The 12,682-nt window shown below is 68.4% G+C and carries 13 protein-coding genes; 7 read left to right on the top strand and 6 right to left on the bottom strand.

Features of this window, described 5'->3' with window-relative positions:
- Nucleotides 1-25: 25 nt before the first annotated feature.
- Complete coding sequence (locus tag GN153_RS06480) at nt 26-442, top strand: hypothetical protein (RefSeq protein WP_159900955.1); 417 nt, start codon at nt 26-28, stop codon at nt 440-442.
- A 26-nt stretch (nt 443-468) separates the two neighbouring features.
- Here the strand turns inward: GN153_RS06480 and GN153_RS06485 are convergent, their stop codons facing one another.
- The 3 genes from GN153_RS06485 to GN153_RS06495 all read right to left on the bottom strand — a co-directional run bounded on the left by GN153_RS06485 (nt 469) and on the right by GN153_RS06495 (nt 4,006).
- Nucleotides 469-678 carry a ribbon-helix-helix domain-containing protein gene (locus GN153_RS06485; RefSeq protein ID WP_159900957.1) on the bottom strand — a complete coding sequence of 70 codons (210 nt, stop codon included), beginning with the start codon at nt 676-678 and terminating at the stop codon, nt 469-471.
- Between the two features lie 61 nt (nt 679-739).
- Nucleotides 740-2,305 carry an FAD-binding domain-containing protein gene (locus tag GN153_RS06490; RefSeq protein WP_368372788.1) on the bottom strand — a complete coding sequence of 522 codons (1,566 nt, stop codon included), beginning with the start codon at nt 2,303-2,305 and terminating at the stop codon, nt 740-742.
- 525 nt (nt 2,306-2,830) lie between these two features.
- Entirely contained in the window at nt 2,831-4,006 is a 1,176-nt protein-coding gene (locus tag GN153_RS06495; RefSeq protein ID WP_159900961.1) for a M24 family metallopeptidase, read from the bottom strand.
- 96 nt (nt 4,007-4,102) lie between these two features.
- Between GN153_RS06495 and GN153_RS06500 the strand changes: the two genes are divergently transcribed.
- From GN153_RS06500 to tatA, 6 genes are all read left to right on the top strand, one after another.
- Nucleotides 4,103-4,492, top strand: a complete 390-nt coding sequence (locus GN153_RS06500) for a winged helix-turn-helix transcriptional regulator (protein ID WP_159900963.1) — start codon at nt 4,103-4,105, stop codon at nt 4,490-4,492.
- A 119-nt stretch (nt 4,493-4,611) separates the two neighbouring features.
- Nucleotides 4,612-5,604 (top strand): ATP-binding cassette domain-containing protein, encoded by a 993-nt coding sequence (locus GN153_RS06505; protein ID WP_159900965.1) that lies wholly within the window; start codon nt 4,612-4,614, stop codon nt 5,602-5,604.
- A complete protein-coding gene (locus tag GN153_RS06510; protein ID WP_159900967.1) occupies nt 5,601-6,494 on the top strand; it encodes an ABC transporter permease in 894 nt (297 codons plus the stop codon). The genes GN153_RS06505 and GN153_RS06510 overlap by 4 nt, the downstream gene beginning before the upstream one ends.
- A gap of 49 nt (nt 6,495-6,543) precedes the next feature.
- Entirely contained in the window at nt 6,544-7,842 is a 1,299-nt protein-coding gene (gene aroA, locus GN153_RS06515) for a 3-phosphoshikimate 1-carboxyvinyltransferase (RefSeq protein WP_159900969.1), read from the top strand.
- Nucleotides 7,843-8,022: 180 nt separating this feature from the next.
- Nucleotides 8,023-9,165, top strand: coding sequence for an acyl-CoA dehydrogenase family protein (locus tag GN153_RS06520; protein WP_159900971.1), 1,143 nt, complete (start codon nt 8,023-8,025; stop codon nt 9,163-9,165).
- A gap of 100 nt (nt 9,166-9,265) precedes the next feature.
- On the top strand, nt 9,266-9,538 hold the full coding sequence (gene tatA, locus GN153_RS06525; RefSeq protein WP_159900973.1) for a twin-arginine translocase TatA/TatE family subunit: 273 nt from the start codon (nt 9,266-9,268) through the stop codon (nt 9,536-9,538).
- A gap of 121 nt (nt 9,539-9,659) precedes the next feature.
- On the opposite strand, the gene GN153_RS06530 is transcribed toward tatA, so the two are convergent.
- From GN153_RS06530 to GN153_RS06540, 3 genes are all read right to left on the bottom strand, one after another.
- A complete protein-coding gene (locus tag GN153_RS06530) occupies nt 9,660-10,448 on the bottom strand; it encodes a mechanosensitive ion channel domain-containing protein (RefSeq protein ID WP_159900975.1) in 789 nt (262 codons plus the stop codon).
- Nucleotides 10,448-11,263 carry a diadenylate cyclase DacZ gene (gene dacZ / locus GN153_RS06535; RefSeq protein WP_159900977.1) on the bottom strand — a complete coding sequence of 272 codons (816 nt, stop codon included), beginning with the start codon at nt 11,261-11,263 and terminating at the stop codon, nt 10,448-10,450. Before dacZ ends, GN153_RS06530 begins: the two co-directional genes overlap by 1 nt.
- A 64-nt stretch (nt 11,264-11,327) precedes the next feature.
- Nucleotides 11,328-12,674, bottom strand: coding sequence for a cobyrinic acid a,c-diamide synthase (locus tag GN153_RS06540; RefSeq protein WP_159900979.1), 1,347 nt, complete (start codon nt 12,672-12,674; stop codon nt 11,328-11,330).
- Nucleotides 12,675-12,682 lie beyond the last annotated feature (8 nt).

Here is a 12,682-nt window from a genome sequence, read left to right on the forward strand (position 1 = left end):
AGTAGCTCCCACCCCAACCACGACCGTGTACTACCTGACCCAGGGGCTCCAGCGAACGCTGCTGCGACTGGCCAGGGAGGCCGAACCCGACTCGACGACGATCTCCCTGTCGGTCACGCGAGCCGGTGAGTTCGAGACGGACACCGGGCTGGACCCGGAGACGCCCGTGTTCACTCACTTCTACATGCCCGGAGCCGGCGGCTCGGTCAGCGCGGTCTTCGGTGTCGACCTCGGCACGCCCGTCGGCCAGACCGAGGGGCGGTTCGTCTCACACCCGGACGGCAGCATGGGCGTCTCGAAGCTCGACGACCTCCACGAGGTCGTGTTCGTGGCAGTTCCGCCGTGGGACGAGGACTCCTTCGGCGCCTTCGACCGGCGCGGGGCCCGGAAGGAAGTCACCGTCATCGACGCCGAGCCGCCGGCCGAGGAACCGGGGCTGTAGGCCCGCCGGCGCTGTCCGCGGACTGGCTACTCCAGGTATCCCAGGTCCCGCAGTTGCGTGGCGATCTCCTCGAACTCTGCCTCGCTGAGCTGTCCCTCCTGCTGGTGTTTGATGACGATACTCCGGAGGAGAAACCGGACGAGGTCGCTCGTGCTCTGGAAGCTGGTCCCCTCGATCGTCTCCTCGACGCGGTCGGCCAGGTCCCGGGGGATGGAGACCGTCGTGTACTCGGCCATACGCCGACCTTGCCGGCGGCGGGGATAGGCGTTGTGTCCCGGCCGGCAAACCGACCCGGGCTCAGAAGGCTGTGAGGTCGGTCTGTGTCCCGGATTCCGGCTCCGTGCCGTACTTGTCCGCGATCGCCCTCGCGCCGGCCACCCCCTGCGAGAGCGAGGCACGCTTGGCGACCTCCTCGTCGGCGAGTCGGGCCGCAGCGTCTGCCTTCACGTCCTCGTACCGGCGCCAGAACCGCTCTTTCGCCGCTTCGTATTCGACGACCGGGCGCGGATAGTCCGCGTCCGGGCCCTCGCCGATGCTGACGCCACACGCCGCTTGCACGTTCGGGGGTGTCTTCTCGGGCTGGGGCAGATGTTCTGGCGGAAGCCCCTCGAGTTCCGGCACCCACCGGCGGATCCACTCCCCCTCGGGGTCCTGGTCTCGCACCTGCTTTCGGGGGTTGTACAGCCGGAGAGTCGGCTTCCCGACCAGTCCGGCCTGAGACTGCCACTGCGTGTAGTTGATCGCCGCGTCCGAGTCGATGAGGTGGTGGTGGTACCAGTCGGCGCCGACCTCCCACGGCTGCTGGAGCAGGTGGAAGTAGGCGCTCGCGGCCATCGCCCGCATCCGGAAGTTGAGCCAGCCAGTCTCGCGGAGACACCGCATCGCCGCGTCGACCATCGGATATCCCGTCCGCCCCTCCTTCCAGGCCGCCACCAGGTCCGGGTCGTGGGTATCGCGGTTGAACCCCTCCAGTTCCGGATTCACCGCCGTGTCAAGCCACCCCGGCCAGTCCTCGAGTTTCTGGTTGTAGTGGCGGTTCCAGAACAGGCGCGACGTGAACATCTCCCGCCCGCGGCCCGGCTCGGCGTGTTCCTGCACGTACTGGTAGACCTGTCGGGTCGAGAGACAGCCAAAGCGGATGTACGGGGAGAGGCCGCTACAGCCCTCGCGAGCGTCGAGCGGTGACGAGATGTTCCCGGGGTAATCCTCCAACCGTCCGACGAACGTCTCCAGCTTCTCCCGGGCGACGGTCGTCCCCCCATCCGGGACCCGTGATTTCTCCGGGTCGGTGCCGTACCAGGTTTCGACGTCCTCGACAGTGACCCCCGTGTCGGTGCTTGTCAGGACGGTCCCTTCGAGCGACGGCTCGTACTGGTCGTCCTCGAACCACGCTTCGACGTGGTCGCTCCACCCGTCCCGCGTCCGTTCGACCCCCCGGCGGAGGCCGTCACCCGACACGAACCGGACGCCGAGGTCTGCCGCCGCCCGGTCGCGCTTGAGTCCGTAGCGCCCGGTCGGCGTCCGCGAGGCGAATACCGTCCAGCCGGCGTTACTGAACGCGTCCAGGACCGGGACCGGGTCACCGTGGGCGTAGGTGAGGCCGGCGTTGCCGGCACTGGCGGTGTCGTAGCGGTCGTCCAGGTCGAACAGGCACTCGTGAAGGAACCGAACCCGGGCGTCACAGGCCAGCCCGTCGTCACCGTAGAACCCGGGGTCGAACACGAACAGCGGGAGAACGACGTCGGCGTCGTTCGTCGCCGCGGTGACGGCCGGGTGGTCACGTATCCGGAGGGCTTCCCGGTGCCAGACCACGGCTCCCGACACCTCGCTTCCGGCCACAGACCCGGTGTTGTCGCGTTCCACGCACTCCCGTGGTGGGGGAACTGCCGTCGGGACCGGCGAGTCGGGCTGGCCGTCGGTCACGGGGTGGTCTAGGCCGTGTAACAGGAAAAGCCGTCGCATCCGGGCATCCGCGCGTGGACATCGAGTGCAGCGCTGCCCCCTTCTGTTCCGGTCTCGGTCGGTCGCGGCCTGTGTGGCTCCACTCAGGGGGAGTCGGTCTCGGGTTCGACCTGCCACCGGTCCGCGAACATCTGCGGGCAGGGATTGGTGTTTCCGGGTGAGAAGGTACGGGGAGCGTCCTGTGTGCCGAACCGTCTGCTCGTGGTTCGGGGCTGGGGGTCTGTCGTGGGGTGTGTTGTGCTCATGTGGTGGGTGTCGGAGTGTGGTCGGGGCGCGATACGGGTAGTTAGGGCGGGGATACCGGACGTACGTCGCCTACCACGAGCATCGTATGCTACCCGAATGTCCCATCCTTAATAAATGTTCATGATCTTGGGCGGTGGGGCGTGGAAAGCCGAGACTCCACCTGACAGGGACCGTCGGCGGCTACACGACGAGTCGTTCCTCGTAGTCGGTCAGGTTCTCGTGGCCGTCCTCGGTGACGACGACGATGTCCTCAATGCGGACGCCGCCGACGGCGGGGTCGTACAGCCCCGGCTCGACGGTCACGACGTGGCCCGGTCGGAGTTCGCCGCCGTCGGGCGCGAGCCGCGGGAGTTCGTGGACGTCCAGCCCGACGCCGTGACCCGTGCTGTGGATGAAGCCGGTCTCCGCGGTCTCGTCGCTGCGCAGCGTCGGCAGGCCGGCCCCTTCGTAGACGTCACAGACGGCGTCGTGGACCGCAGCCCCGGTCGCGCCCGGTTCGACCGCGTCCAGGGCTGCCTGCTTCGCCTCGGCGGTGAGTTCGTACCACTCCCGGACAGTCTCGTCCGGCGTCCCGGCACAGAAGGTGCGGGTCATATCGGCGTGGTACTTGGTGGCCTTGGACTGGGGGAAGATGTCGATAATGACCGGCTCGCCGGCCTCCAGTGGCCCGCTTCCTCGGTCGTGGGGGTCCGCGGCGTCGGCCCCGCAGGCGACGATCGTCTCGTCCAGCGCACAGCCGTGCCGCAACAGCTCCACCTCGATGGCTTCCTTGACGCGCTCGCTAGTGAGAACCTCCCCGTCCCGTACCAGCTGGCCGTCGCCGTCGACGTCGGCACCGGCGACCAGCTCCTCGGCCCGGCGCATCGCAGCCTCGTTCGCCCGCTGTGCCTCCCGGACGTGCTCGACCTCCCCGTCAGTTTTCGTCGCCCGGATCTCGGTGACGACCCCGCTCCCTTCGGCGGTCACGTCAACCCCCTGCTCGCGGAGGCCGTCGGCTGTCCGGAGCGGGAACCGCGGCGGCGTCACGACTGAGCCGACGCCGTGTGCGTCCAGAAACGCCGCGAGCACGCGGTCCCGTGCCTCCTCGGGCCCGTGGGCCTCGGCGAGGTCGCCGTAGCCGTAGTCGACGTCACGTTCGATGGACTCGGCGCGCGCCTCCCTCTTCGCCCGGCCGTACTCCAGGCTGCGGGCGAAGAGGAGATGCACCGAGCCGTCGTACAGCGTCACGAACGGGTCCGGGGCGTCGAACCCCGACAGGTAGTACTGGTCGGAGTCGGTCGAATCGGCGTCGATCAGGTAGCCGTCGACGCCGGCCTCCTCGAGAAAGGCGTCCAGCCGCGAGAGGTCGGGATCCATACCCGCCCCAACGGCCCAGGGGTACAAATGACGTGCTGTCGACCCGGCGGAAACGTCACCAGAACGTACATTATCCCACAGGCCGCTGTGACAGCCATGGCGGGACCACCCTCCGAACCCGACGGGGCCTCCCCGACACTGCCCGGTGGCTATGAGGGCGGCCACCCTGCGCGCAACGTCTTCAACCTCCTCGGGCGAGCACACGCGATGTCCGTGCTGTTCTACCTGGTCAAATCCGAACGGGAACGGTGGCGGTTCAACGAACTCGAGGAGGCGCTGGGGGCCTCCCCGAACACCCTCTCGAAACGCCTCGACGAACTCGAAGAGGCGGGGTTCCTCGAACGCATCTCGTACGACGAGATCCCCCCGCGCGTCGAGTACGAGGCGACGCGGAAGGCGCGTGAGCTCGACCCGGTGCTCAAGGAACTGCGCGCCTGGGCCGACGAGCACGGCCTGGAAACCGGACTGAAGACTCCGGCCGAGTAGAGTACGGCTGCCTTACCCCTCTCTCAGATGCCGTCGTCCGTTACTTCATCTTCCGGTAGCCACTACTATCAACGGGACTGAACATATAAACAGTAATAGAGCTTGGGTCAAGACACCCGATGACCGAGTACGCTATCGACGCCAGCGGGATCGAGCTGACCTACAGCGACGGGACGGAGGCAGTCCGTGGGGTCGACCTCCAGGTCCCCAGCGGGGAGTTTTACGGGTTCCTGGGGCCGAACGGTGCGGGGAAGACGACGACGATCAAGACACTGGCGACGCTGCTGGCGCCGACCGCCGGGGAGATCCGGGTCAACGGCTTCGACGTCGTCTCGGAGTCCCGGAAGGTGCGGGAGTCGATCGGCTACATGGCCCAGGAGACGAGTGTTGACGAGGAGCTGACCGCCCGCGAGAACATCCGCTTTGCCTGTGAGTCGTACGGCGTCCCGCGGGGCGACAGAGCCGGCCGGATAGACGACCTGCTCGACCTCGTGGACCTCCAGGACGTCGCGGACAAGCGGGCCGACGACTTCTCCGGCGGCATGAAAAAGCGGCTGGACGCGGCGACGGCCCTGGTCCACGAACCGCCGCTGGTCTTCCTCGACGAGCCGACCACGGGGCTGGACCCGAAGGCCCGCAACCGGCTGTGGGACTACTTCCGGGAGATCAACGACGACGGGACGACCATCTTCCTCACCACACAGTACCTGGAGGAGGCAGACCAGCTCTGTGAACGGATCGGCGTCGTCCTCGACGGACAGATCGTCGCCTCCGGGTCGCCGTCGGGGCTGAAACGCCGGGTCGGCGGGGAGATCCTCGACGTGAACATCGCGGACGGCGACAGCGAGCGGGCCGCGGAGATCGCCAGCCGTGCCGACCTCTTCGAGCCCGACGCGACCGTGGAGGTGACCGAGGACGGAGTCACGGTCACGTCACAGCACGCCCGCCAGGCCGGGACCGACCTGCTCGTCGCGCTCCGGGACGCCGGCATCGACGTCACGGGGTTCAACGTCCGTGCGCCGACACTCGACGACGTCTTCCTCGCGATAACCGGCGAACACGTCGAGCACGAGACGTCAACCGACGAGACCGAACTGGAGGTGTCCCCGTGAGCACCCCGACGACCGACGGGGCTGAGGCGTCCGAAGGCGGTGCGACCGCCGACCGCTCCCGGAACAGCTACCTCGGGGAGGTGTGGGTGAACTTCAAGCGCTGGAACCTCAAGGCCGTCAGGAACCCGTTCGTCCTGATCGTCTCCCTGGTCCAGCCAGTGATCTTCCTCGTCCTCTTCACGCAGGTGTTCGGCAACGTCGCCGGGGGTGCGATCGGCGGACCGGGCGGCGGCGGCCCGAGTTACGAGACCTATCTCGTGCCGGCGATCGCAGTCCAGGTCGCGATCGCGGCGGCCGCCACCTCGGGGGTCGGACTGGTCAACGACATCGAGAACGGGATGTTCGAGAAGGTGCTGGTCAGCCCGATGAGCCGGTCGGCGGTCTTTCTCGGCAAGACTGCTGCCGAACTGCTCCGGATCGCCACCCAGATCGGTATCATCCTGGGTCTCGGCGTCCTGCTGGGCGCGGAGGTCGGAACCGGTATCGTCGGTGCCGTCGGGATCGTCGCCGTCGGGGTCGTCTTCTCCCTGTGGTTCGTCGGCTTCTCCAACGCGCTTGCCGTACTCACCAAAGACCAGGAGTCGACGATCATCGGCGCGAACCTCCTGCAGTTTCCGCTCCTTTTCCTCTCGTCGGCGTTTCTCCCGCTGGAGGTGCTACCGGAGTGGATCCAAACCGTCGCGGCTGTCAATCCGGTGACCTACGGCGTCGACGCCGCACGGTCACTGATGTTGAACGCGGACGCGGCGAGCGTGTTCAGTGCGAGCGGGTTCGGCACCGTTGGTAACGCTGTCGTCCCGGCTATGGCTGTATTGCTCGTGCTGGCTCTGGTGTTCGGCGGTGTCGCCGTCGCGATGATCCGCCGGGCCTCAAGTTCGAAAGTGCAGTGACTGGCCCCGCGTCCGGTACCCTCTTTTGCGGTCCCGCCGACGTGCCGGTATGGACGTCACCATCGCGGAGTCGACGGTCGGCGGCCGCGCGCAGGCGCCGCCGTCGAAGAGCTACACCCACCGGGCGGTCCTCGCCGCGGGCTACGCCGACGGGGCGACGGTCCGTGGGCCGCTGGTCAGCGCCGACACCCGGGCGACGATGCGCGCCGTCGAGGCCTTCGGCGGGAGAGTCGACATCAGGGAGCGCGAGGACGGGGCCGCGGTGCTCGAGGTCGACGGATTCGGCGGCCGCCCCGAAGTGCCAGCGGACGTCATCGACTGCGCGAACAGCGGGACGACGATCCGCCTCACGACGGCCGCAGCGGCACTGGCCGACGGGCTGACCGTCCTCACCGGCGACGGCTCGCTCCGCTCCCGCCCGCAGGGACCGCTCCTGCGGGCCATCGAACAGGTCGGCGGCCGTGCGGAGAGCACGAGGGGTAACGGGCAGGCCCCGCTCGTGGTCGGCGGACCGATACACGGTGGGAGCGCCGCGGTCCCGGGTGACGTCTCCTCGCAGTTCATCACCGCCCTGCTGATGGCGGGTGCGGTCACCGAAGCGGGAGTGGATATCACGCTCCAGACCGAACTCAAGTCCGCCCCGTACGTGGACATCACTATCGAGGTGCTCGACGCGTTCGGGGTGCGAGCCCGCGAGACCGGCCGGGGATTTTCGGTCGGCGGGGGACAGACCTACGGCCCCGGCGACGGCTACGACGTGCCAGGCGACTTCTCCTCGGCCTCGTATCTCCTCGCCGCGGGCGCGGTGGCTGGCGTGGACGGCGTGACGGTCACCGCCGCCTACCCGAGTGCGCAGGGCGACCAGGCCATCGTCGAGGTGCTGGACCGGCTGGGGGCCGACATATCGTGGGACCGGGACGCTGGCGAACTCACCGTCACGGAGAGTGCGCTCGACGGTATCGAGGTCAGTGTCGCCGACACGCCGGACCTGCTCCCGACCATCGCAGTGCTGGGGGCAGTCGCCGGCGGGACGACCCGGATCGTCGACGCCGAGCACGTCCGCTACAAGGAGACCGACCGGGTGTCTGCGATGGCGGAGGCGCTGGAACGGATGGGAGCGAGCGTCGAGGAGGAGCAGGACTCGCTGGCCGTCCACGGCGCCGAGTCGACGCTTCGTGGGGCGACCGTCGACGGGCGCGGTGACCACCGGATCATCATGGCGCTGTCGGTCGCTGGACTGGTCGCCGAGGGGGAGACGACGGTCCGCGGTGCCGACGACGTGGACGTCTCCTTTCCGGACTTCTTCGACGTGCTGGCGGAGCTCGGTGCCGACCTGCAACGGGAGTGAGCAGCGCAGCGGAGGGGCGAGCAGGTGGCCCGGGGCGGACGCGAGACGGCGGGCCACGCAACCGCAGCCCGTCCCGCGGTGACTCGTCAGCGCACGCCCAGGCCTGCTCCCGGCCTCCGGTTTGAAGCTTCGGGTGCGGGTCGCGCAAGTTTAAGTTCCGACGGCCGCCACGTTGGGGGTATGCTAGACCTGTCCGAGGAACAGCGCTTGCTCGTCGACGAGACACAGCGGCTGGCCGAAAACGAGTTCGCCGACCGCGCGTTCACCTGGGAGGGTGAGGGCTACCCCGAGGAGAACATCGAACTGCTCGCCGACCGCGGCTTCCTGGGGATCAACCTCCCGACCGAGTACGGCGGCGGCGGGATGAGCGAGTTCGACGTCGCCCTCCAGATCGAGACCATCGGGCGGGTCTGTCCTGACACCGCAGCCGCGATCTACGGCCAGTCGATGGTCGCCCCGCGCGCTATCGACATGTTCGGCTCCGAGTGGGCCAAAGAGCACTACCTGCCGAAGGTGACGAGCGGAGAACTGTCGGTCGCGATCGGGATCTCCGAGCCCGAAGCCGGCAGCGATTCCCGGAACATGACCACGACCGTCGAGGAGGCCGACGACGGCGAACTCTACCTCAACGGCGAGAAGACGTGGGTCTCGAACGTCCCCGAATCCGATGCGGCAGTCATCTGGGCGAAGTTCCCCGAGGGGCTGGGGACCGTGATCATGGAGTTCGACCAGCCGGGCGTCGAGATCCACCAGCACCACACCAACATGCACGGCGAGACCCAGACCCAGTTCTACATGGAGGACGTCCACGTCCCCGAGGAGCGGGTGCTCGTCCGCGGGCCGGAGGCGCTGAAACAGCAGCTCAAGGCGCTGAACTGGGAGCGCTGTGGCAGTTCGATGCTCGCCAATTCCATCAGCCTGAACGCTTTCGACAAGGCCATCGAGTACGCACAGCAACGCGAGCAGTTCGACCAGCCCATCGGCGACTTTCAGGGGATCCGCTGGAAGGTCGCCGACATGGCAAAACAGATCGAGGGGGCGCGCACGCTCACCTACCGGGCGGCGCTCAGCGGCGGAGGCGAGGACGACGCTCCCGACCGGCTCGCGGCCTCGCTGGCGAAACTCTCCACCAGCGAGACCGTCGAACGCGTCGTCAGCGAGGCGCTGCAGATCCACGGCGCGAACGGCTACCAGCAGGGCCACCCCCTCGAGTACCTCTACCGGCTGGCCCGCGGTCGCCGGATCGCCGCGGGCACCGACGAGATCATGAAAAACAACATCGCCGACGTCGTCTTCGAAGAGGGGCTCCCGCGGACGCTGTAGGGACTCCCCGGACGGTGCTGGCAGCCCACAGTCGGGTTCCGGAGGTCGACCCCCGAAGGCAAAAGGACTATAACAGCCAGCAGGTAACCCCCAAACAGCGATGGTGACCACAGTACCGCTGCAGATCCCAGGTGTCCCAGGGGGCCCGGAGTTGCTGATCATTTTGCTGATCGCCGTGTTGCTGTTCGGGGCGAACAAGATCCCCAAACTCGCACGGTCCTCGGGTGAAGCGATAGGTGAATTCCAGAAGGGGCGGCAGGAAGTCGAGGAAGAGCTCCAGGATATGAAAGAGGGCGGGAGCGACTCGTCGGACGAGGAGAGCGAAGACACGCTCGACCTCGAGGAGGAGTCGACGTCCTCGAGCGGCTCCTGACGGCGTTCCGAACGCGACTCGCGAGGAGGCGGTGTTCTCGGACGGAGCCTTCTGTCTCTTGCAGTGTTGCTCTCGAGATGTCCGCCCTGCCCCGCTGAGTGTCGCCCCGGAGGTCGGCGTCTCAGTTCCGCACGCGCACGACGCCCGACTGAAAGACCTCCTGGTTCGGAATGATGTACTCCTCGCCGTCGGATTCGACCCGCGTGACGAAGACGTCGACCTCCTGGACGATCCCACGCCGGTCGTCGATCCGGACCTCGTCGCCGATGGCGTAGGGCTCGGTCAGGAGGAGATAAATGCCGGCGGCGGCGGCCGCGAGCAGGTGCCGGAAGGCGAGCCCACCCAGAAAGACGAGCCCGAAGGCGAAGGCACCGAGCAGGATCAGGAGGGCGTCGGTCGAGACGCCGACCTGTGCGAGCGCGACCAGCGCCGCCACGTAGAAGATGCTGTACTTGACGAGGTCGCCGAGGAAGGCCACCTCCGGAAGTTTCACCGAGCGGAGCCGCTCGCTGACGGCGAGCTCGGCCCGGTAACCGGCCGTGACCCCGACGATGACCGCGAGTGCGGCGATCAGCAGCCGGGGGAGATAGCTCGTGACCCGGGTCCAGAACAGCTGGATGTCGAGCAGCTGCACGACGTTGAGCGCGAGGACGATCGCGAGGACGTAGACGAACACCGCCACCAGCGAGGCGATCAGTCCGACCGTCGAGAAGCCGACCGCCCGGACGGTCCGTTCGAGCGGCGTTCCCTCGACGGCGTCCGCGAAGCTGCTGTCGGTCAGGGCCCCGCGAGTCCACCGCCAGGCGAGGTATGCGGCGACCAGTCCGACCACCAGGATGGCGATCGAGAAGGCGAAGGCGGCCTCCTCGGAGAAGAGACGGCGGACGAACCGCGGCAGGTCGACCTGCATCAGTACTCCTCCGGGTCGAGCTCGATGACCAACTCACCGCCCTTGAACGCCCGGACCATCCCGTCGGATTCGGAGAGCACGATCGCGATGGCGTTGGTGTCACGGGTGATGGCACCGGCGGCCATGTGGCGGGCACCGAGTCCTTTGGGGATGTCGACGCCCTCGGCGGAGGGCTCCAGGTAGCGGTACGCGGAGACGATCTTCCCGGAATCGGAGATGACGAAGGCGCCGTCCAGCCGGGAGAACTCCTTCAGCATCACGTTCACGATCGGGTCGCCGACGTGGACGTGGGACTTCTCGAAGGGGTTGTACGACAGCGGTCGCGACTTGTTCATCACCTTGCCGGCGTCCCCGACCACGAACAGCGCCCCGACCTGCTTGCCCTTCTGACCCTTCTTGCCGAGTTCGATACAGACCTCGAAGACGTCCCGGACGACGTCGGGTTCGGGCCGGGAGTTGACGAAGAGGTCGTAGACGCCGGTGGGGGAGTACTGGTCGGCCCGGACCCGAACGACCGTGTCCATCCCGTCGCCGAACATCGAGGTCGCGCACGCGACGGTGTCACCCTCGTCGAGCAGGCCCTGCTGTGCGGCCCCTTCCAGCCCGAACCGCAGGCGGCCGCCCACGTCGGTGAACTCCAGGGGGAGCTCGACGAACGTCTCGGCGTCCACCGCGTTTTCCTGTCCGACGACGATGACCGGCAGGTCGGCGTCGTCGGCCGCGAAGGCGTCGTATGTGCCGGCGCTCGGTGAGAAGAGGAGGACCGCGTCGATGTCGGCCACGACATCGTCGACCAGGTCGTCGAGGGCGCTCATTGTCGTTTCAACTCAGTAGACAGGAAAAAAGGTTGTGGCAGGGCCTCTCCCCGTCAGTCCTCCGTCAGACGCCGGAGGCTCGTGCGGACTCGACCAGCGCGTCGAAGACGCCGCTGTTGACATGCGTATGACAGTACGTGCCGAGCGTCCGTCCCGCCAGCAGGCCGTCGCCGTCCCCGGTGAGCCCGTCGCCGCGGCGGGTCTCGAAGGCCAGCCGGGCGTCCCGGTCGAGGGTCGCCGAGGAGTAGTGAAACTCGTGGCCGCGCACCCGCTCGCCCGCGTTCGCGACCGGGGAGTCGTGGGTGGCCTCGAGCTCCGCGTGGTCCAGCGCCTGGTACCGGTCGTGCATCCGCACCTCCGCCGGGAGGATGCCGGCCATCGGTGCCGTCTCGCCGTCCGCGGTCGTCAGCGAGCGACACAGCGCCATGAAGCCGCCGCACTCGCCGTAGACCGGCACCCCCTCGGCGGCCCGTTCGGCGACCGCCGCGAGGGTGGCGCTGTCGGCCAGCGCCTGGAGGTGGAGTTCCGGGTACCCGCCCGGGAGGTAGACAGCGTCGACGTCGCCGAGCGGGTCACCCGCAAGCGGCGAGACCGTCACCACGTTTCCCAGCTCGCGCAACCGCTCGACGACCGCGGGGTACAGGAAGGCGAAGGCCTCGTCGCGGGCGACCGCCACGGTGGGGGTGGTGGTCGCGGCATCCGAGGGATCGCCGCCGTGCCCGGCCGTCGGACACGCAGTGTCTTCGAGTCCCGGCGGCTCGCTCGCGAGCGCGAGGAGCCGGTCGGCCCGGATCCCCTCGGCGGCCGCCGTCAGCGCCTCCCGGTCGACCGGGGCCTGCTCGCCCATGTGGAGCCCGAGGTGCCGGTCGGGGATCTCGAGGCGGTCGTCCGGTGGAACCCGACCGAGGTACTCCAGGGAATCGGGCAGGGCCTCCCTGACCCCCTCGGCGTGGCGCCCGCCGCCCGCTCGCTGCGCGATGACGCCCGCCACCTCGACTTCCCGGCCGACCCGCCGGGCGTACTCCCGGAATCCGAGCGCCGTGGCGGCGACGCTCTCCATCCCCGCGGCGGCGTCGACCACCAGGACGACCGGCAACTCCAGTGCCTCGGCGACTGCCGCGGTGCTGGAGACGTCCCCGTCGTACAGCCCCATGACCCCCTCGACGATGCAGACATCGCCCTCCCCGCGGGCGTAGTTGCACCGGAGCCCCGCCTCGCCCTCCAGCCACAGGTCCAGCGTCCGCGAGGGCTTGTCGGCGACGACCCGGTGGTGGCTCGGGTCGATGAAGTCGGGGCCGGCCTTGGCCGGCTGGACCTCCCGGCCGGCCTCCCGGAGCGCCTCGATGACTGCCAGCGTGGCGACTGTCTTGCCAACCCCCGAGGCCGTTCCGCCGACCACGACGCCCTTCACGGGTCGCC

The organism is Salinirussus salinus, from assembly GCF_009831455.1.
GTDB classification, from domain to species: domain Archaea; phylum Halobacteriota; class Halobacteria; order Halobacteriales; family Haloarculaceae; genus Salinirussus; species Salinirussus salinus.